This window comes from Longitalea arenae (assembly GCF_016924755.1).
In the GTDB taxonomy this organism is placed as follows: Bacteria; Bacteroidota; Bacteroidia; order Chitinophagales; family Chitinophagaceae; genus Niastella; species Niastella arenae.
Genome location: NZ_JAFFJX010000022.1, coordinates 1 through 21,019 on the forward strand (window position 1 = coordinate 1; position 21,019 = coordinate 21,019).

Below are 21,019 nucleotides of genomic sequence, written 5' to 3' on the forward strand. Positions count from 1 at the left end.
CATGCTCCCGTTGATCCCAATCTTTATAATCGCTAATGTGATGCTTATATTGTTGCTGAAGTTGCCTGCCGTCCATCTGGTACATTCGGGCCAGTTGATGACAGCTAATCGGATGCTCGTCCAAGTGCATCTTTTAAAAAAAGCGCGATAAAGGATCTCATTATTTACAAAGTCAAAGGTTCCTTGAATTCTTCTAATCCGCATATCTTCGTTACTGTACCTTCAAATAACAGCCATAAAAAGCTGGCTTTATTGTTTAATGATGGAAGCCGGAGGGTCTAATTTTTAAAACCGCTAAAAGAGTTGAATATCATAAATTAACAGCAAATTTTGTACTCCGTCGTCTTCCTTCACCAAGGTATAAGCGCCTCAATGGGCCCCGCTGGCAATTTATTTAATATGGGGGACCGGGCAGCCAGCAAACCAATGTTAACTAAATGATGATTCATTTTCCTGAAGCCTAGCAGCAAACTCAATAAATTTAAAAGAGCCTGTTTACCAGCCAGAGAGATTTTCAGATATAGATTACTGAGATTTGTTAATACGGGTATGGCCTGCTGCAGTTTTTCAAAAATGTTTGTGTGGCTTTTGGCGAGATTGATCCGGAGCGGATCCTATTGAAAAGTTAGGGGATTGCACCCGAAAGTAGTGTCTCGTCCAAAATTGCTTATATCAAATTAACAGCATACTTCGTACTCCGCCCACCGCCTTCACCAAAAGGAATAAGCGCCCCGATTTCTAGTAATGCTTGTAAATCTCTTGTAGCCGTTGCTTTTGATATCTTCGTTATAGAACCATATTTGCTGGCATTCATACCACCTGCAAATCCTTTAGGCCCTTCTTCCAGCATGCGCTTGACTACTTTAAGTTGACGTTCATTCAGCTTATTTTTGAAGCGGTCAAAAAACTTTACTTTCTTAAGTGTAAAATCAATTTGCTCTTCAGCTTCATTTTGTGCAGCCAGTGTAATGTTTACAAAATAATCTATCCAGCCAGTGATTTCATTGGAGCGCTGTGAATTTTCCAGCGCATCATAGTACGCTTTCTTATTAGCCTCAATTGTATGAGAAAGGCTCATAAGAACAGGTCGCCCTATTCCCTGAGCCAAAGCTTTTTCGGCTATGGCACGACCTATCCTGCCATTACCATCTTCAAAGGGATGAATGGTTTCAAAATATAGATGTGCAATCGCCGACCTGACCGGCGCTTTTCTGATTTCCTTAGAGCCGCCTGGCGCGGTTTCATTGAACCATGTGATGAATTGCTCCATTTCCTGGGGTACTCGTTTCGAAGGTGGCGCTTCATAATGCACCTTTTGCTTTCCCATTGCACCAGAGATGACCTGCATCGGCTCTTCATGTGTTCGCCACTGACCTACTTCAATACCCTTGCTTTCAGGTAGCAGCATCTTATGCCATGCAAATAATTTTTCTTTTGTAAGTTCATCTTTATAAGTATTACGCACATCGATCATAAGCGTGCCAATACCTTCCGCTTTTTTGTCCTGTATATATTCAGGACTACTGACTAACCCAAGATTTTTCCTGATGGATGAAAGAACGTCCCTACGACTTAGGTATTCGCCTTCGATTTCTGAAGTTTTGATGGCTTCAGAAACCATCATATCAACGATGGCTTCCATTTTTGTATCTTCCGGCAAGGCATTTAAAATGCCAGTCACCTTTCCTACTTTTTCAGCAAATAGAAATAATTCATTTTCAACACCTTGAAGAGTATATGTGAAGTTTGGCCAGTCTTTTTGTTGCCAGTTATAGCGCACCATGAGCCGATTAGAATATTTATTCGGCTCAAATATAGCAAATAAATGAGCCGATTACATTAATTATTCGGCTCACGCGCCTAAGGCGTACAATCGAAATTGCAATAAAAGATATACTCAAACAGCTTGCAGCAATAATGTTTATACCAGCTCCATAAAAGATATCAAAATGCGTCTGCCGGCAATATATTTAATACCCGAGATAAACAGATCCTGGAGTCAGTCAACCAATGTCAACTTATTGAACATTCATTTTCCTGAAGCCTGATAGCAAATTCAATAAATCCGACCAGGTGTTCGCCCTCACTGCCACACCCGGTACAAAGGTTTCAACCTTGGCAAAATTGAAAAAGGCTTCTCTGGTAAGAGGAGCCTTTTTTGTTGATAGCCCTTCAGGAGGGCGGCGCGTCAGGGCCCACGCTGAAATTCAGTTATTGGACCAGGGATTTAATCTTCAATCATTCCTTTTTAGAATAAACAACTCTATAGCGGCATTAAATTCACTGGCGCGCACGAAGCGACCATTTTTAGCCCAAGTCGAAGGCAGGCTATAGTTATACTGTTGAATATATAGCATTATCTACATCTTATAGCGCAACTGCAGTGTTTTATACTTGATTCTACTTTGATGTGGCGAATCGGAAGGCCGCGAACGAACTTCCGGATAAAAACCTTTTGAGTGATGTGTTTAACCTGCATATTCGGCCGGTGGACATAGCGGCTGTTTACATAATAAAAAGTTGGATCAGCAAAAGACCGCTAAGATGAATGAAACTAATTCTGCGTAAGAATGAGATAGTGTCCCAGGCTGAAAGATCCGGGAAATTTGTTTTGAAAAGTCTTAAGCTATTTTCGCCTGTTTACTGCCAGCAATTGTCATATTCTACATAAAAACGTGAGGCCTTCCTGAACTTTTAATAACGCTGAATGTAACAGTATATAAATTTTCCTTATGCCAGCATTTCAACAGTTCGTCGAAATTAAAGATTATATCAAAACTGCCCGACTACCTGTTCGGGGAAAGTTTCCTGATTTTTTTATATATAATTGGATGGAAGAACTGCACAATGGCTGCGCGCATGAACTTCCCTACCGGAATCATTACTTTGAAATTGTATTTGAACCAAACCCAACGTGTGAAATTAGGGTGGATCAATACGTCTTTCCGGCCGGTAACAGCAGACTGTTTTTTATCAGTCCTTACCGGTTACAGTCATGCAATGGACAGCCATCCGCCAATGCCGGTAATGGCTTTACCATCCTTTTCAAACCTGAATTTATACATAGCGCATCGCGTTCGGGGCTCCTATATGATTTTCCATTCTTTAACCATCTTAAGTCTCCCGGCATTCTTTTAAATGAACACGAAACATCAAGTATTGCCACCCTTTTTAACCAAATAAAACAGGAATACGACGATCATAGTGCCCACAGCAGGGAGATAGTTAGAAATTATCTGAATATTCTATTATTGAAAGGCAGAAAGCTGTATCCACTACAAAACACAACTGCTACCGGCTTTAACCGGGAACAGGAGATTTATAATAGTTTTATGCAGCTGGTGCAAGACCATTTTATGAAATCAGATACGTTGCAGCTATATGCCAACCGCTTACATATCAGCGCTAAACATCTTTCGATGATCGTGAAAAAGATAAGCGGTCAAAGTGGACTGCAGGTCATTCACCAGGCGCGGTTACATCACGCTAAATCACTGCTGCGGCAAACCAACCTTACGATTTCACAAATTGCAGATGAACTTAATTTTGATAACCAGGAGTATTTTTCTGTTTTCTTCCGCCGTTTGACTGGTCACAGTCCGTCTGAATTTAGAAATTCTTAAAGCATTTCCCGACATTTTCAAAATAACAGGCACAAAGAGCCTTTATACCTTTGGTTTAGCATAATGCAGTAAAATTACAGGTAAACGCCCGGCATGCAGGGCGCCAGGTATTTTCAAAAATACATCCTGTTTATAACTAAAGAAATTAAAAAATTAACTACGAATTTTTAAACTATGAATAGATTTAAAGGTAAAAAGGCAGTTGTAACAGGTGGTACGCATGGTATGGGCTTGGCTATTGTTAAAGCGTTGTTGATGGAAGGCGCGCATGTGCTATTAACCGGCCGGAACGAGAAAAAAATTGATGAAGCCAGACAACAATTGGCAACTGATGCAGCGCATGTATTGCGTTCAGACGCCTCCAGTATAACCGACATTAAACAATTGCGCAAGGTAGTAGAAGAGCAATTGGGCCGTATTGATTATTTATTTGTAAATCACGGCATAGCGGAGATTCAGGAGCTTCAGCAGGTAACCGAGGAATCATGGGACCGGCACTTTAATATTAACACCAAAGGCTCCTACTTTACTGTACAGCAACTTGAGCCACTGATCAACGATTATGGTGCTATCATTTTTACCACTGTTGCCAATGACCATATATTCCCAGGGCTAAGCGCCTATTCTGGATCCAAAGAAGCCGTTAAAGCGTTTGCCAAAGTAATCGCAGCAGAATTATTACCCAGAAAAATAAGAGTAAATGCAGTAGCACCTGGTTTCATTTTAACACCTACCATGGGCGTGCCAGGCTTAACTGAAAAAGACCGGGAAGAATTTATCAAACAAGGCAATGAAGTCACTCCGCTTAAGCGCCATGGCACTGTTGAAGAAGTGGCTGCCGCCGCACTGTATCTTGCAGCAGAAGCGACTTTTACGACAGCTGCTGAGTTACCTGTTGATGGCGGATTTGCGCAGGGTATTGCCAACTGATGGATCGTCTTTGAATGGAGAACATTAAATCAATTAATTCTGGCGGGTGTTCAACCTGACTCTTGCTCCCGGTACAATGCTTTCACCCCTGGCAAGATTGAAAAAGGGCTTCTCTAATAAGAGGAGCCCTTTTTGTTGCATCCCATCATGAAGGCGGGGCTCGGGATCTGATCAAAAATCGGTTCCAGCCAAATGGTGAAGGCCATCCTTCGTAGTGGTAATCGTTCCGTACGTTTCCGCTTAACCAACAGGTAACATTTCAGTACCCGTTTTATGGAATTGGGCAAAATTTCAATCTCTATCTATAGAAACCTTGCGATATGAAAAAATCGACCCGGTTACTCCTGATCTTATCCGGACAGATGTTATTTACCGGCGCCTTTTCCCAGGATAATGACATCAGGCAATTCGACCGCAAACTGGAAAATTTCTTTGTTCCGGTTACAATCTCATCAACCTATCCCCCTGTCATTAAGTTACCCAAAAGGAAATACGATTCATACCTGTTCTGCAATGAGTTGATCCCCTGGAAAGATGGTTATATTATCAACAGCCTGAGCATTGCTCCCGCAAGCAATACCGTACATCACAGTTACCGTTTCTTTTATTTTTCTACAAGAACCAATAAACTAACGACTCTTACTACTACCCTGGCAGATTCCATTGAATCGCTTATTGTATGGAACGATGCACTGTACCTGTCTGGCAGAAAGAAGGGCGATTGTGTAATTGCTAAAATAGATGCCAGCGGAATAGAGCTCATCGGCAAAACAATTAAAAACAGGAATGGAGAGGTTGTTGGCAAGAATTCCTGGTTGAAACTCGGCGTTTACAATAATCAGTTACTTGCTCTTGAAAAAAAACAGGTTCTTTTATATGACGGCGGGCAATGGCAACCGATATTCGGCCGGCCCTTTCCTGCCAGGTTCTATGAAGAGAAACACAGCAAGCGATATCCGCTGCTTCCAACGGAGAATATCCGCATATCAAACAGTACCCTCTACTTTTTACAGGAGCTTACCCAGCAAAGAACCGCTTACCTGTATTCATTGGACTTAAACCAGGATTCCTGCGCTAGTGAGTTCTTTACCAGGAACGGTTTCACAGATAACACAAAAAGAGAGATCATAAGTTATGTTGCCGGCGCCGATGGGTTGTGGGTAGCTGCGCTCTGCTTGATGCAGGAGACACTCTTATTGAACCCAAATGGCAATTCAGTCCATGCCATGGTGATCAATAGCCATGCAACAACCCAACAAGGCGAGAAATTCAATATAAAACCATCCTGTATAAGCCAATTGGCAGGAGATACCATGCTGGTAGCCGGCAGTGATGGCTTATTTACATTAGCGAACAATCATATAAAACCGTTGGCTTACTTTAAGAATACAAGGCAGCAAATAAAAGAGGAAGGTGGTTATCTGCAGTTTGAATTCATTCCTCGCTGTGCAGTGCGGACTGCAGACAAGCGCTTTTTAGTGGGCGGCCTTTGGGGCGGATTGTACCTTATTGATACAGGTGATTATTCGGTGCAATGTTTCGACGACCTTAAAAATGTGCCACCCATCCAGGATCTGCAGACTCTTTGCCGTTGACATATGAGCTTTCTGCTTGTTGTATAATCGAATCTATCGTTTAAAAAACAGAACTGATCGTTGAAGGATCCAGTTCCAGGAATGAAAAAATCAGCGCCTGATGTTCAATTAGCAGCTCCATCTTTCAATGGACGGAATTGTTTGTTTAAAAACTGCGTGGGGCGTTGAAAAATGCGCCCCGCTCGTCACATTTATTTGCGGGTCTTTGTAATGCGGAGTAAATTGTATAAAATCGTATCACATGCATGAATACGCTAAAGTGTCGTTCTATCGATATGAACTGTCATTGCCAATGCATCAACGCCATCTAAGTGCAACTTTCCTTCCGCTGCTGATGCTACTTGCTTTACTGCTATCCCGTACTGTTACTGCACAGGAGACGGGTGTTCGTTTTGAACGCGGACTTTCCTGGGCCCAGGTTCAGGCTAAAGCAAAAGCAGAGAACAAATACATTTTTATGGATTGTTTTACCACCTGGTGCGGCCCCTGCAAGCATATGCGCAACGTCGTTTTCCCCCAGGCCGAAATGGGCAATTTTTTCAATGACAAATTCGTGAGCGTTGAAGTGCAGTTGGATACTACATCCAAAGACGATGAACATGTGAAAAGCTGGTATGCCGACGGCCATGCTATCATGAAGGAATATTCAATTAAGGCCTTCCCTACCTATCTCATCTTTACCCCCGACGGACGCCCGCTACATAGGATTGTAGGCAGCGGCACACCTACATCATTCATTAAAAAAGTGCAGGACGCTTTCGATACCACCAAACAGTATTATACAAAATTGAAGCAGTTTGAAAACGGCAGGCGCGATACGGGCTTTCTACGCCAGTTCGCCATACAGGTCAACGATGCATATGATCTTCCGCTAGGAATGAAAGTAACTAAAGCCTATCTGGCCGCAATTCCCAACCGCATCACACCGGCAGCACTTGACCTCATGCTTCTGTACACTTCACGTTCAACTGATGAATATTTCAGCTTTATTGCCGGGCATGCCAATGAAATAAACGGGGTGTTAGGCGCCGGAAAAGCAGAGGAAAAGATCCGAAGCATTTTTTTGCGCGAAGGCCGGGGCATTCGCTGGAATGACAAACAGGGTACCGATTGGAAGAACTATCAAAAAAAGATCAGAGCCACATTGCCGGCTCATACAGATGAAATAACCATGCGCATCAATATCGACATTTACCTGGCTAAACGGGATTGGCCTCAATTTGAAAAGGCCCTCACCGCCTATATGAAACAATACAGCAAGCAAATGAGCAACGAGGATATGAACAATATTGCCTGGACTGCTTTTGAAAAGTGTTCAGACATGACCTGTGTTTCAAAGATCCTTGAGTTGAGCAGCCAACTGAAAAGCAGCACTGAACCTGCTTTTCTCGACACCTATGCCAATCTTTTGTATAAGACCGGTAAAATAGAGGAAGCCATGGTGTGGCAGCAAAAAGCGGTAGACGCCAGCCGCGAGAATGAACGGCCTGCTTACCAGACAACCCTCGACAAAATGAAAAAAGGGCAAAAGACCTGGAATTAAAGAAATTATAAAGACTTAACCTTGCAAACTTGAAAAGGCCTCCAATAAACCGGGAGGCCTTTTGATCTTTTAGCCTTTCGCAAAAAATGCTTGGGAGCTGTTCAAACAAGAACAGCCCTTTTCCCCTGGTCTTGTCCTATCGAGCAAGGGCGCCATAGATCATGTCACTGCTGGCCGTTCAACTACCACGTCATCTTTTGATTCAGTGCCTTTCTTTGCACCAAAATAGGCCACACCGGCCCCAAGCAGCAGGCTTACAAAAGCCAGTATCGCTGCCGTGGAGGCGGCATCTGCAGCATCGTCTGCTACCTGTCTTGCCTTTGCCTCTGCCTGCTGTTTCATTTGCTGCACTTTGGCAGAAGCCTGTTTGGAAGCAGTTATCCAGTTGTCTGCGATCTGTTCCGCTTCGGCCCTGCTTTTACCGGTCCTTGCCACGATCACATTTACAACAGCAGTTCTATCCACCTCTTGTGCAACGTCTTTTCCTTCAGCAAAAAGTTGTCCCAGCAATCCTTCTACCTGCGCATCGGTATATTGAGGCGCAGCACCAATATTGCCCGCTGTATTTCCTGCATTGTCGGCTGACTGTTTTGCCCTTTCTTCCAATGCACCGGGTTGCAGCTCCGCTTTGCCTGTCTGACGAAGCAGGAGTGTTGCCTCACTTTTAAGCTTGTTCATATCCACATTCTGCAACTGTTGCCTGATCTCAGGGCCTGCTGCTTCAACACCTCTCTGCGCCACATTACCAACAACACCCAGTGTGTTCCCCACCAGCCTTCCTACGCCGCCGAGTATACCGCCAATTGCTGTTGTAACAAAATAAAGGGTAAGAAGAGATACGATGCTCCAGGTCAACAGGCCATGGATCGCGCCATCAAATTCCTGGTTGGTCCTCGACAACCGGCCAGCCACCCAACCACCTGTAAACAGTGCTATTAAACTTGACACCACGTACCAGATCGCTGTGCCAATGCCCAGGCCCTGCACCGGGTTCTCTTCTGTTTTCGGATCAACAGTACTCAGGCCAATGCCAATACCCAATAAACTAAGGGTGATTTGTATCACAACCGCTATCAGCACACCGGCAAATACGGCCGCCCAGGAAATGCGTTTTACCGAAGCAAGAACCCGGGGTTCATTCAACACGTTGGACTGTTCAAATCTCGCTTCCATAATATTTGTTTTATTGAATGACGGAAATTTTCATGCTCACTTAATATCACCGGCATTGCCAGACCAGTGATTCTAAAATTGCCCATTCTATCTAAATAGATACCCACTTCCCGCCTTCAATGCATGCTATGACGACCTGAAAGATCCGGGATTGCGCTCTTAGCCCCGCTTCAATCGTAACAAACGCATTCGCCCTCATCTTAAATGCTACGTACAGTGCCTGCATCAACCCGTAGAAGGGCGCCACTTACATAGTCTGCCCAGGGACTGGCCAGATAAACAACCGCCGCGGCAACTTCTTCCTGCCTGCCGAACCTGCCGGCGTCATTCGGAACCAGCTCCTTTACCGCATTCCGCTCCATGTCCCCGATCTCCGTGCCCCAACCCTTTTGCGGTGCTGCCTCGCGCAGCCATTGTTCAACCCCCGGATTCATAATAGCGCCGGGCGCTATCACATTTGAGGTAATACCGGTTCCACTCAGTTGCCTTGCCAGTGACACGCTGATGTTATGCCGTGCGGCCAGGCTGGCGTTATAGTGAGGGAGATCAGCAATTGGTTGTATCCCAAGGCCCCCGCCAATATTTATGACCCTGCCCCAACCCTGCTCTTTCATAGCAGGAACTATGCGGTGGATCATTCGCACATAAGAGATAACGTTCACATTATATACCTTCAGCCAGTCCTCGCAGGAAGTGTTCTCCCACGAAGTATGTGCATAAAAGCCAGCATTGTTTACCAGTATATCTATTGGTCCGCCCGCCAATGCAACCCTGGCTACATGGTCGGCACCCGCATCTGTTGCCAGATCGCCCAGGGCCGCTTCTGCAGTGCCTCCTGCTTCAATAATTCGCTGCACCACTCCCCGGGTGCGATCTTCATTACGCCCATGTACAATTACGTGTACACCCTCAGCCGCCAACATAATGGCGATTGCTTCGCCGAGACCAGCGCTGGATTTGTTACCAGCGCACGTTTGCCTGTTAATTTGTAATCCATACTCTATATTTCAACACAAAGTTCATTGAATACAGGGCCGCACCGTTTGTTTAACGGCTCAATCTGCTTTGTTTAAAAGGTCAGTTGGCAGCCCGGCACGGGCTATAATTCAGATGGAACATTTATAAGCGGAACTTTTACCAGGTGGATAATTATGCCTGCAGTTACCCTTGCACTTCAGCCAAACTGCAATCAAAACACTATCCATTGTCGTTAGAACCATACCTGCAGTTATCAGACAAAGCGCCATTGTACGCAAACATAAAAGCATTGTAGCCAAACCAAAAAGGCTGCAAACCTAACGCAAGCTGTCGCCCCCAAAACTACTATTCACCGCTCGTGGCCAACAATAAACAAGGCATTCGAGCTTTGTTGCTGTGCCAGCCGATGTTTTTTTATACGCGCCTTCCACAAAAAAGCAGGTTTTTACAACGCCCTTGCTTCCGGGCACCACACCTTTATCAAAAAACCTGCTACAGATGAAAAAAATATTGGTATTCGGCGCCACCGGAAAGATCGGCCGCCCCCTGGTTAAGTTGCTTGCTGCGGCGCCCGGCGTTGAAGTCATTGCATCGGTAAGAACGGATGCCGACGCCCTGGAATTTTCAGCAAAGGGTATTAAAACAGTAACCATCGACCTCGATCGTTTTGAAAAAGACGGACTTGACGCTTTAATTGATAAAATGAAAGGCATTCACTCGGTTTACCTGTTAACCGGTTATACCGTGAACATGCTGGCCCATAGCAAGGCCATTGTAGATGCGGCAAAAGCGGTTGGCGTGCAGCACATCGTTCACAGCGGCGCTTATGCAGCCCCCGACACGACGATCGTTCACCTTGGCTGGCATCAGCTGGTGGAAGCCTACATCGAACGGTCCGGCATTGCCTACACCCATCTTCATCCCAATTCCTACATGCAATTGCTATTGGGTTTGGGACAGGTCACAGATGGCCATGGAGTCATACAATGGTATAGCGGCAATGCCACGGTAAGCTGGGTAGAGTGCGAAGACATTGCATTAGTGGCTTCCAAAGTATTGCTTGCCCCTGAACAGTACGCCGGACAAATAATTCCTTTGGCTTATGATGTCGCTTCCTTTCCTGAGATCGCTGCGCTTTTTTCCAATGTCCTTAACCGGCCTTTCACCTACATCAACAATCCCCCTTCGGTTTTTTATGAAACGGTCGTTGCTGCCGGCTTTGATCCTGCTTACTCGCGTTGCCTGGTAAACGTTTTCAGCAGGCAGGCCGATGGCAGCTTACGCGAAAAAGCCGACACCTTTGACAATTTTGAAAAGATTACCGGAAGAAAACCCACCACTTTATTGCAATTCATTCAAAAGCATAAAGACAATCTTATCAGGAAATAGCAGCAAATAAATAATGCCAAACAGGTAAAAATGGCTTGTTTTGCAGTGCATGAATAATGAGAACCATCAACACATTTTATGGAATGGCATCATGGTAGAACATTTCACTGTACCTGCAAACCAGCCATTTTTCACTAAAGATTCCCGTTATCACCGCATTGCCATAAATACAGGTGGCCCTGTATTGCTGGAATGGAAAATGAGCACCGGGATAAAGAAAAAGATGTACGACAAAGGCGACATGAGTATTATTCCGCCCGGCAGTTGTGTGGAAACCAGGTTCCGGCATTCACTGAACGGTTTTGCGATGTCAATAGATACCGCATGGATGCAGGAAACAATGGAAATACCAGCGCTTACCTGGGAGAAAAAGCGGGGCGTGCATGATCCATTTATTATTGGGATTGCCCGGGCATTTGCTGACGAGATCAAAAAAGGCGGCTGCCCCGGCAAACTATATGGCGATTCTCTGGCTATTTCATTAACGGCTTATATGGCAGAGCAATATGGCCATATGCCTGTAAACAAACTGGCAAAAGGAAAGCTTAGCTCCTATCAGTTACAAAGAGTTATTGATTACTGCCATGCTTCCATTTTTGAAGATATCAGCGTACAGGACCTGGCGCGCCAGGCACATTTAAGTCCCTTCTATTTTTCAAGACTTTTCAAAAGATCTGTCGGCATGTCGCCCTACCAGTTCGTACTAAAAATGAAAATTGAAAATGCACAGGCATTGCTGAAGCAGCCAGGCTTATCACCAAAAGAAATAGCCAGCTCCCTGGGTTTTACAGATGATGCACATTTTCATCATGTTTTTAAACGCCTGACCGGCGCCACGCCGCATGAATTCGCCACAGGCATGCATCGGGCTTTGAATATCGGGTAAAATAAAGAAACAAAAACAGGCCTGCAATTATTTTTCCCGGTTATCACACCCCTACTTCCTGCTTCTTTTGCATCAATTGTTGAAATTCATCTTTATAACCGGTTCCCCATTCGTCCATGGCGTTGATGACCGGCAGCAACGACTCTCCGAATGCTGTGAGATAATACTCCACATGCGGCGGCAGTTCGGCATAGATCTTTTTGTAAATGATGCCATGGAATTCCAGTTCCTTCAGTTGCAAATTGAGCACCCTCGGCGTAGCAGTAGGCACCATCCGGTGAAGGTCACTCGGCCGGCGAACACCATTATTGATCAGGAAGAGCAGGTACGACTTCCATTTACCACCGATGATCTCCATCAGCACCGTAAAACCGCAGCTAAAATCCTTCGGTATCTTTTTCTCATACATATTTCTGGCATTTTACAGTAACAAAAATAAAATCATCTCCCGAAAGGACAGGGATAAAATTTTCCCTACCTGAACAAATTCACCCGTATTGCCCATCAATGAGGAAATCCGTCATTTTGTGCTACCGGCAAAACGATCACATTTTCAGATCGCCTGCCGGTAACAGTTCTAACAATTTAGAAAAAATCAATACAAGATGAAAGAAAGAATACTGATGATGGGACTAGGCGCCATGGGTTCGGTGCTGGCCAAATTGTTACTGGAAAATGGCAAATCGGTAACCCTATGGAACCGCTCGGAAGAAAAAGCCCGGCCGCTCAAGGCTATCGGTGGCATTTACACGCCCGATCTCAGCGAAGCTGTGGCAGCCAACGATATTATCATCATCTGCCTGCATGATTATGCAGTTACAGAACAGGTGCTGCAGGGCATTTCACTGGAAGGTAAAACAATCGTCCAGTTAAGCACCGGAACACCGCAGGATGCACGTTTGATGGCAGCTTCCTTTGAGCACCGCGGCGCCGTGTACCTCGATGGCGCCATCCTTGCCACCCCTTCGCAAATGGGCACTCCACACACGCCCATTTTCCTTTCCGGCAATAAACTGGCATGGACAAGGACTGAAGCAATATTACGTATCCTCGGTGGTGCGCTTAGCTATTATGGCGAAGCACCCGGCATTGCCGCAGCCTGGGATATTGCCGCGCTTTCGAGCATGTTCGGGATGATGATCGGTTTCCTGAACGGGGCCCGTATTGTAGAATCTGAAGGTTTGCAGGTGGCCGATCTCGGCAATATGGTCTACGAAATTGCGCCTGTACTCGCCCAAATGGTCAAGGATACGAGCGACGATATCCAGCAGCAAAAATATGACAACCCACAAAGTTCCCTCGACATCTGTGCAGGCACTTTCGATCTCATGGTGCGCCTTTCCGCAGAGAACAAACTCGACCCTGGTTTTGCACAATTCGCCCGGCAATTGTTCCGCAAAGGCCTGGATGCCGGTTATGGGCAGCAAAGGATCTCGGCGCTGATGAAAGTACTTCGCTAACAAAACAGCGATAATAGCGACAGCAAACCGAATTTCCTTATGGAACCTGCGCATATTTACCCAGGCTGAAAGGCCTGGGTTTTTATTTAACAAATAAATTTTTCTGAAATGTTCTATTTCCAGCCTTTAAAGGTATCTTGGTATCCTTATGAAAGGCCTGATCTATTACATTTCGTTACCGTTCATCTATTTGCTCTCCATCCTGCCTTTTCCGGTTCTATACAGACTCAGCGATCTTTTTTATTTTATCCTCTATTCCGTTTTCGGCTATCGCAAAAAGGTTGCCCTGCAAAACCTTCGTAATTCTTTTCCCGAAAAACCAGAGACGGAAATAAGAAAATTGTGCAGGCAGTATTACCGCTATCTCTGCGATCTCTTTCTCGAAACTTTTAAAACGCTTACCATCAGGCCTTCCACCATGTTGAAACGGTGCACCTTAAGCCCTGCTGCAAAAGATATTTTCGATGGTTATCACCGGGAAGGGAAAAGCATCATGCTCGTTATGGGCCATTACGGCAATTGGGAATGGGCCGGCAATACATTCAGCCTCACCTGTAAACAGCAATTGTTCGTAGTGTACCATCCTTTCGGCAACACATATTTTAACGGTTTGATGGTTCGCATGCGTACACGATTTGGCACCGGGCTCATTGCCATGAAAGACACTTATAAAGAAATGGTGAAAAATAAGTCAATGATCACGACGACGGCCTTTATTGCCGACCAAACGCCACAGCCTGATAATGCATTCTGGACAAGCTTTCTAAACCAGGATACGCCCGTTTTCCGGGGAACGGAAAAAATTGCCAAAAAAATGGATTATCCTATTGTATATATAACAATAAAGCGGCTAAAAAGAGGTTATTATAACATATTGGCTGAAGTTTTGACGGAAGACGCTAAAAATACCGCTGAGGGAGAAATTTCCGGGTTGCACACGACCAGACTTGAAAAAGATATCCGGGAACAACCAGAAATCTGGCTCTGGACTCACAGACGATGGAAGCATAAACGCCCGGCAGAAATTAAATCAATTGTATAAAATCCATTTACTCCTCACATCATGCAGAAAAAACCGGGCAGGGAACTGATCCTTGCTACCAAACCATTTGCCAGGGAAATAGTATGGAAAAGCTGGTATTACAGCTTGTCGACCCTTGCCATCCTGATAGCGCTTTTTTCAGGTATATACTTCTTCAACAATATCTTTTTACGAATAGGCTGCAGCCTTGCCGCCGGACTCACCATGGTGCGGATGTTCGTGATCTATCACGATCACCAGCATCATACCATCCTGAACCGGTCAGTACCTGCTGATATTCTGTTTAAGTTATACGGCATTTTTATTCTGGCGCCTGCCAGCATCTGGAAGCGTTCACATGATTATCATCACAATCACAACTGCAAGTTATTCAGCGCCAGCATTGGGTCATACCCGGTTATGACCAAACAAAAATTCTTACAATCTTCCAAAGCAGAGCAGCGCAGCTACCTGGCGATCCGGCATCCGCTGACCATCTTGTTCGGCTATATCACCATGTTCCTGTATGGCATGTGTGTACGCTCTTTTTTGAGTGCGCCTAAACGTCATTGGGATTCACTCATCGCACTGATCGTTCATATCAGCATCAGCGTACTCGTCTTCGTTTACATGGGCTGGTTTAGCTGGCTGTTGGCAGCCGTAGTGCCATTTATGTTAGCCTTTATGATCGGTTCTTATTTGTTCTATGCGCAGCATAATTTTCCGGGGGTGACCTTCCGCGAAAAAGACGACTGGTGCTATGAAGAAGCGGCCATGTCATCGAGCAGCTATATGGTCATGAATCCCTTTTGGAAATGGGTCACAGCGAATATCGGCTATCATCATATCCATCATATCAATTCACGGATTCCGTTTTACCGCCTACCCGAAGTAATGGCCAGCATTCCAGAATTACAGGAGGCAAAAAGAACCACATTGAATCCTGCAGATATCGTAGCCTGTTTCCGGTTGAAAGTATGGGATCCTGCAACGAATTGCATGGTAGGCTTGAAGTAACTGGAGTTGCGGGAACCGCCATTCGCACGCCATTCGCACACTATTTGTCCAAAAATGCAAGAAGCTGGCTCAGGGTGCCTGGCCCTTTACCAGTTATTTGAAAATCGATCATACAATCGTATCTGCCATTGCTGGTTATTGAAGGTTAATGACATACCTATCATTTAAGATTCTCCGGAGATTCAGATCTAAGTGAAGGAACAAAAAGTTCATACCGTAGAACCGGCAGCGTGTTGTTTCCTGATTCACCGAAATGGTTCTTTAACAAGACCCTGATCGAGGCTGCGTTATCCCGGTGGCATTCGGCGTAAATTTGCGAGAGTCCCAGCTTATTAAAGCCAAAAGCTGTGATGGCAGATATCGCCTCGCTGGCGAATCCCTGGTTCCAGAAAGGCTCACCAATCCAGTAACCCAGCTCAGCAGAAGCCTCTGGCTTTAGGTGCAAGCTGATCTCGCCGATAAATTGTTCCTGTTCACGCAAGATGATCGCAAATGCATAAAAGGCGCCTTCCTTAAAGCCCCTGTATACATAACTCAGCCGGTGAACCGCATGGTACTCTTCATAAGGATGCGGCATATTGATGATTTGATCTGCAATCTGCTTATTGTTGGCCAGCCGCACCAGTGAAGCAATATCACCGGCATTAATTTGCCTAAGCTCCAACTGGTTGGTATAAAGAATGGGGAAACGGTCCATGCGCTCTCAGTTGACTCAATAAATATCGGATAATTCTTTAACACTCATTTACCGGTCAATGCAGGTAGTATATATTCTGTCATCATTTTATCTACCTGGGGATGTGCATACGGAGCACCATACGCGCTCGCGGTGACCACAATTACCCACGGATGATCCGGGAATATAAAAATTTTGTTTCCACCATTGCCAGTACAATACCAGGTTTCATAGGTTGCACCAGCGACCCTGTATTTTTTATTCCAAAAGAGATAACCATAATATTCGTCCATTCTGCCGGTTATCTTTTTATGCCTGGTGAATGTCTTCTTTATCCATTGCACTGGCAGGATCTGCCTGCCATTCCATTTTCCTTCATTTTTATACAATTGACCATATTTTGCAAAATCCAGGGCTCGCAAGCGGATCCCTCCCGCTGTGTTTGCAACATGCTGTGGCGTATATGACCATTCGTATTCACTAATTCCAAGCGGTTTAAAAAGTTTCAAGTGCGCATATTTCTCCAATCCATCCGGAACGCATTTATGTAATATGTCTCCCAATACCACCACCCCGGCTGTAAAATAATGCCATTCACCAGCAGGCCTTGCCAGCTTCACTGGCAGATCCAATGCAAACTTTACCCAGTTTTTGGCAGGGTACATGTTCTCTTCGTTGCCCGGTGAGTTGAAACTATTATCATCGCCATCGATAACCGCGCTCATCGTTAGCAGGTCTTTTATGGAAACGTCTTCTTTTTCCGCAGCATAGTGCTGAAACCGGTCAAGATCATAAAAGTCACTCAAACGTTGTTCCTCATCTTTCAGGTAGCCCTCCTGTATGGCGATACCTGTGATCGTGGAAGCAAATGATTTTCCGACCGACCTTGGATCATGCAAGGTAAACCGGTTTTCACCGTTAAAATATTCTTCGATAAGTAAGTTTCCATTGCTGACGATAATCAACCCATTAATGTGTTTATAAGTACCTTGTTCTATATGCGCTTTCAACGTTATGATCTTTTTCCGGTCAAACTTGTCTGTAGAAATACCAAAACCCGGATATGGTTGTAAAGGGTTGAGGCGGATGTCGGCAAGATCTATTTTAATGCTCCGTTGCACAGTAAGGTTCAAGCTTCCCTCAGCAATAATATCACCCACTTTAATTTCATTCTGCAACTGAACATACGGTCTAATTTGCATATGAAGCAGGTGTTTGCCATCGGTCAGTGCGCTGTCTCCCCCATTCAACAAAAATCGTTGCCAATAAGACTGGGTCCAATAAACGCCCTCATGCTTATTATCGATCAATGGCTTGCTTATAACAGTAGCAGTATCCTGTACCCGGCGGTTGGGAGCGCCCGGATAAAGATTGCTTTCATAAACGAGCCGATTATCTATGAATAAAGAAAACTGGTAGTTGCCGGTTTTCACGAGACTGTCTGCCGGCAAATGCGGCGCCAAACTATGCATATAATTGGTCATGGAGTTACCCATAAACACGGTCATGAAAAGATCGCTTTTGTTCGTTAAGGTATACTCCGTTAACACATCCTTTTGCAGCAGTTTGGCGACAGGAATGTTTTGGGCTGTGAATAAGATCTTACCGAGGTTTTCCCGGTGAAATGCCGATGTAATACCCTGGTTTGTGACAAGATCCTTTGATTGAGCAAAGAGCCCTGCTACAAGAATCTTAAAAAATATTAAGAGAGGTAGACGCATAAAAAACAGATCTTATTTGATACATCAAAGGTACCCGGAAGCGAAGCATCAAAATAGAACCATATTAACATGGTTCCTGTTTTAACAGCAATTTTCTATACTGCAACGGAGTAAGTCCATGACAGGACTTAAAACTTCTGATAAAATGACTCTGGTCTGCAAAGCCACATTCCGCAGCTATCTTTGTAAGGGACATGTGCTTGTTGGGTAGCAGGGAAAGCGCCTTATTCACCTTGATCATTCTGTTGTAATCGCCCAGCGTGGCTTTAAAGTATTTGGGAAAATAACGCGACAAATGAACAGGATGCACATTCGCCAGTTTCGCCAGTTCAATTAATTTCCATTGGTCAGGCGCGGCATGCAGCGCTTCTCTGATCACATTAACCCAGGCCGGCTTTAATGTTTCACCCGATCGGCTTTCCTGGCTAAGCCCATCGAACAACTGCACCAACAAGGCATCGATGGCCAGCTGGCTCTCACCATTATACAATTTCATTTCCTTAAAAACATTATACATCAGCGTTGTCAACGAAGGATCGGTTATCCTCATACTCCCTTCGACCAGGTTGGCCGGCATATCAAAGGAAGCGAACCAGGATGGTTTTAATTCAACATGAAAGCCACGCGTATACAGTTTTGATTTCACATTGTAATGCGGGTCCTGCCAATTTTGGAAAAGCAGGCTTCCAGCCGCACATTCATGGGTGGTTTTCCTGTTCCCGTCAAGCGAACTGCCAGCCAGCAGAAAACTAAAATACGCATTTTCATGATAGTGCCAATCCACAAAATCACAGACATAATCACTATCATTGAGAATAATTCCGTTTAAGAAAAGCGTCTCATTTGCTTTTCCATAGAACCGGCCTGGTCTTGAACAATTCATCCGGTAAATTAAGTAATAATGCTGAATGCCTGCCGCGTTCATGTAAAAGTCCCTGCTTATACAAAAGGAAATCTGTAACTTATGCTACTAAAAATTGAACCATGAAACCAGTATTTTTAACTGTTCTTAGCTTGTCCATGCTTTTTACCAGTTATGCACAAACTGCCGTTAAACAGTATACCATTGAACAATTTTATAAGACAGTGACTTATGGCGGCGGTGATTTTAACAAGCAGGAAAACAAGATACTGATCCACGACAATAGTACGGGCATCTTCAACGTATACGAGCTTGATCTAGCTACCAAAGCAAAAAAGCAATTGACCCGCTCTGAAAAGGAGTCTTATTTCGCGATCGACTATATACCGGGCAGTAATAACTTCCTTTATTCGGCCGATAAAGGCGGCAACGAAAATACCCATATTTACCTGCAAAAAACAGACGGCACAGTGACCGACCTAACGCCCGGCGCCAATGAAAAAGCCGGATTCATGGGTTGGAACCGCCCGAAAACGGCTTTTTATTATTCCAGCAATCTCCGCGACCCCAAGTTCTTTGACGTATACAGGATGAACACCAGCGACTGGAAAGCTACCCTGCTTTATAAAAATGAACAGGGATTGAATGTGGCCGGTATCTCGCCCGACGAGAACTGGCTGCTGCTAACGAAAAGCATCACCACCGATAAGAACGAAATGTATTTGCTGAATCGCAAATCCAATGATCTTAAGAAATTGTCAGCCGAAACAGAAGCAACCTATGCACCCCAAAGCTTCGAACTCGACAACAGCGCCTTTTATTACACTACCAATGAAGGCAGTGAATTTACCTATGTGGTAAAATATGATATAGCCTCCGGCAAACAAGAAAAGATCTTTTCCGACAAATGGGATGTGATGTATATGTACACCAGCGAGAACGGTAAATACCGTGTTATTGGCGTCAATGAAGATGGAAGGAACAAGATCTTATTGTATGATCACAAAACCGGCAGGCCATTGAATTTTCCAACGATCAAAGACGGTTATGTGCAGGGCGTAGGTATTTCTCCTACTGAAAAGAACATGATCGTGTACGTCATTAGCGACCGTTCTCCCGTCAATCTTTATTCCTATAATTTCGATTCAAAGAAACTGAACAAACTCACGAACTCTCTGAACCCGGAGATCGACCCGAACGACCTGGTAGATGCCGAAGTGGTTCGCTTTAAGTCATTCGACGAATTGGAGATCCCGGCCATCTTCTATAAACCCAAAAATGCTTCTCCAGCTAATAAAGTGCCTGCCCTTGTTTGGGTACATGGCGGCCCCGGTGGCCAAAGCACCGCCGGTTATTCACAGTCCATTCAATATTTCGTGAATCATGGGTATGCCATACTCGCTGTAAACAACAGAGGCAGCAGCGGCTATGGTAAAAGTTTTTACAAGATGGACAACCGGAATCATGGCGATAAGGATCTGAAAGATTGCGTATGGGGAAAGAAATGGCTGGCGCAACAACCGTATATAGCGCCTGCTAAAATTGGAATTTATGGCGGCAGTTATGGCGGCTTTATGTCCCTGGCGGGCATCATCCAATATCCTGACGAATTTAAAGTGTGCGTTAATCTGTTCGGGGTGATGAACTGGCTGCGCACCCTGCAAAGCATTCCTTCGTATTGGGAAAGCTTTCGCAAAGCCCTGTACGAAGAAATGGGTGACCCGGCCACCGATTCAGTACGCTTACGCACCATTTCTCCCCTTTTTAATACCGACAAGATCAAAACACCTTTGCTGGTACTGCAAGGCTCCAACGATCCCAGGGTGCTGCAGGTGGAAAGCGATGAAATTGTTGCCGGCGCCAAAAAGAATGGAACGCCTGTAGAATACGTTCTCTTCCCTGATGAAGGCCATGGATTCAGAAAAAGGGAAAATCAAATGAAAGCGGCCAAAGTGACCCTCGAGTTTCTCGACAAATACCTCAAGGGCGATGCTTATGCCGCGGATGCGAAAAAAAGCTTTTAATACACTGTAAATAAAATGTAAACAAGCCAGGCTGTATCAAAAGTATGATGCAGCTTCTTTTTTATTCGTACCCGATGGACACAGGTAGTGGTTTAAGCGATTGACAAACCCTTCATTTATT

Annotated in this window: 17 protein-coding genes; 10 read left to right on the forward strand and 7 right to left on the reverse strand. The window is 44.8% G+C overall.

Annotated features, from left to right (window positions below; translation table 11 throughout):
- Window positions 1-667: 667 nt before the first annotated feature.
- Window positions 668-1,783, reverse strand: coding sequence for a Fic family protein (locus tag JT717_RS25700; protein ID WP_205514040.1), 1,116 nt, complete (start codon window positions 1,781-1,783; stop codon window positions 668-670).
- A gap of 949 nt (window positions 1,784-2,732) precedes the next feature.
- On the opposite strand from JT717_RS25700, the gene JT717_RS25705 reads away from it, so the two are divergent.
- From JT717_RS25705 to JT717_RS25720, 4 genes are all read left to right on the forward strand, one after another.
- Window positions 2,733-3,623, forward strand: a complete 891-nt coding sequence (locus JT717_RS25705; protein WP_205514042.1) for a helix-turn-helix domain-containing protein — start codon at window positions 2,733-2,735, stop codon at window positions 3,621-3,623.
- Between the two features lie 174 nt (window positions 3,624-3,797).
- Window positions 3,798-4,553 (forward strand): SDR family oxidoreductase, encoded by a 756-nt coding sequence (locus JT717_RS25710; protein ID WP_205514043.1) that lies wholly within the window; start codon window positions 3,798-3,800, stop codon window positions 4,551-4,553.
- 320 nt (window positions 4,554-4,873) lie between these two features.
- Window positions 4,874-6,148, forward strand: coding sequence for a hypothetical protein (locus JT717_RS25715; protein ID WP_205514045.1), 1,275 nt, complete (start codon window positions 4,874-4,876; stop codon window positions 6,146-6,148).
- A 241-nt stretch (window positions 6,149-6,389) separates the two neighbouring features.
- The gene (locus tag JT717_RS25720) at window positions 6,390-7,691 is read left to right on the forward strand and encodes a thioredoxin family protein (RefSeq protein ID WP_205514047.1); all 1,302 of its coding nucleotides are present in this window, start codon (window positions 6,390-6,392) and stop codon (window positions 7,689-7,691) included.
- 159 nt (window positions 7,692-7,850) lie between these two features.
- Here the strand turns inward: JT717_RS25720 and JT717_RS25725 are convergent, their stop codons facing one another.
- Both JT717_RS25725 and JT717_RS25730 read right to left on the reverse strand, forming a co-directional pair.
- Window positions 7,851-8,864: a hypothetical protein gene (locus JT717_RS25725; RefSeq protein ID WP_205514049.1), complete on the reverse strand. Its 1,014-nt coding sequence runs from the start codon at window positions 8,862-8,864 to the stop codon at window positions 7,851-7,853.
- A 200-nt stretch (window positions 8,865-9,064) separates the two neighbouring features.
- Window positions 9,065-9,787 carry an SDR family NAD(P)-dependent oxidoreductase gene (locus JT717_RS25730; protein WP_205514051.1) on the reverse strand — a complete coding sequence of 241 codons (723 nt, stop codon included), beginning with the start codon at window positions 9,785-9,787 and terminating at the stop codon, window positions 9,065-9,067.
- A 553-nt stretch (window positions 9,788-10,340) separates the two neighbouring features.
- On the opposite strand from JT717_RS25730, the gene JT717_RS25735 reads away from it, so the two are divergent.
- Window positions 10,341-11,231 (forward strand): NmrA family NAD(P)-binding protein, encoded by an 891-nt coding sequence (locus tag JT717_RS25735; protein ID WP_205514053.1) that lies wholly within the window; start codon window positions 10,341-10,343, stop codon window positions 11,229-11,231.
- Between the two features lie 49 nt (window positions 11,232-11,280).
- Entirely contained in the window at window positions 11,281-12,117 is an 837-nt protein-coding gene (locus JT717_RS25740; RefSeq protein WP_240348439.1) for a helix-turn-helix transcriptional regulator, read from the forward strand.
- A 43-nt stretch (window positions 12,118-12,160) separates the two neighbouring features.
- Here JT717_RS25740 and JT717_RS25745 read toward each other — a convergent pair whose 3' ends face one another.
- Entirely contained in the window at window positions 12,161-12,526 is a 366-nt protein-coding gene (locus JT717_RS25745) for a winged helix-turn-helix transcriptional regulator (protein WP_205514057.1), read from the reverse strand.
- A 196-nt stretch (window positions 12,527-12,722) separates the two neighbouring features.
- Here JT717_RS25745 and JT717_RS25750 point away from each other — a divergent pair, with 196 nt between their 5' ends.
- The 3 genes from JT717_RS25750 to JT717_RS25760 all read left to right on the forward strand — a co-directional run bounded on the left by JT717_RS25750 (window position 12,723) and on the right by JT717_RS25760 (window position 15,615).
- Window positions 12,723-13,577: an NAD(P)-dependent oxidoreductase gene (locus JT717_RS25750; protein WP_205514058.1), complete on the forward strand. Its 855-nt coding sequence runs from the start codon at window positions 12,723-12,725 to the stop codon at window positions 13,575-13,577.
- Between the two features lie 148 nt (window positions 13,578-13,725).
- Window positions 13,726-14,619, forward strand: coding sequence for a lysophospholipid acyltransferase family protein (locus JT717_RS25755; RefSeq protein ID WP_205514059.1), 894 nt, complete (start codon window positions 13,726-13,728; stop codon window positions 14,617-14,619).
- Between the two features lie 21 nt (window positions 14,620-14,640).
- Window positions 14,641-15,615 carry a fatty acid desaturase family protein gene (locus JT717_RS25760; protein WP_205514060.1) on the forward strand — a complete coding sequence of 325 codons (975 nt, stop codon included), beginning with the start codon at window positions 14,641-14,643 and terminating at the stop codon, window positions 15,613-15,615.
- A 160-nt stretch (window positions 15,616-15,775) separates the two neighbouring features.
- Here the strand turns inward: JT717_RS25760 and JT717_RS25765 are convergent, their stop codons facing one another.
- The 3 genes from JT717_RS25765 to JT717_RS25775 all read right to left on the reverse strand — a co-directional run bounded on the left by JT717_RS25765 (window position 15,776) and on the right by JT717_RS25775 (window position 18,895).
- Window positions 15,776-16,312 (reverse strand): GNAT family N-acetyltransferase, encoded by a 537-nt coding sequence (locus JT717_RS25765; RefSeq protein ID WP_205514061.1) that lies wholly within the window; start codon window positions 16,310-16,312, stop codon window positions 15,776-15,778.
- A 44-nt stretch (window positions 16,313-16,356) separates the two neighbouring features.
- A complete protein-coding gene (locus tag JT717_RS25770; RefSeq protein ID WP_205514062.1) occupies window positions 16,357-18,012 on the reverse strand; it encodes a serine hydrolase domain-containing protein in 1,656 nt (551 codons plus the stop codon).
- Between the two features lie 64 nt (window positions 18,013-18,076).
- Window positions 18,077-18,895: a helix-turn-helix transcriptional regulator gene (locus tag JT717_RS25775; RefSeq protein WP_205514063.1), complete on the reverse strand. Its 819-nt coding sequence runs from the start codon at window positions 18,893-18,895 to the stop codon at window positions 18,077-18,079.
- A gap of 101 nt (window positions 18,896-18,996) precedes the next feature.
- Here JT717_RS25775 and JT717_RS25780 point away from each other — a divergent pair, with 101 nt between their 5' ends.
- Entirely contained in the window at window positions 18,997-20,898 is a 1,902-nt protein-coding gene (locus JT717_RS25780) for a S9 family peptidase (RefSeq protein ID WP_205514064.1), read from the forward strand.
- Window positions 20,899-21,019 lie beyond the last annotated feature (121 nt).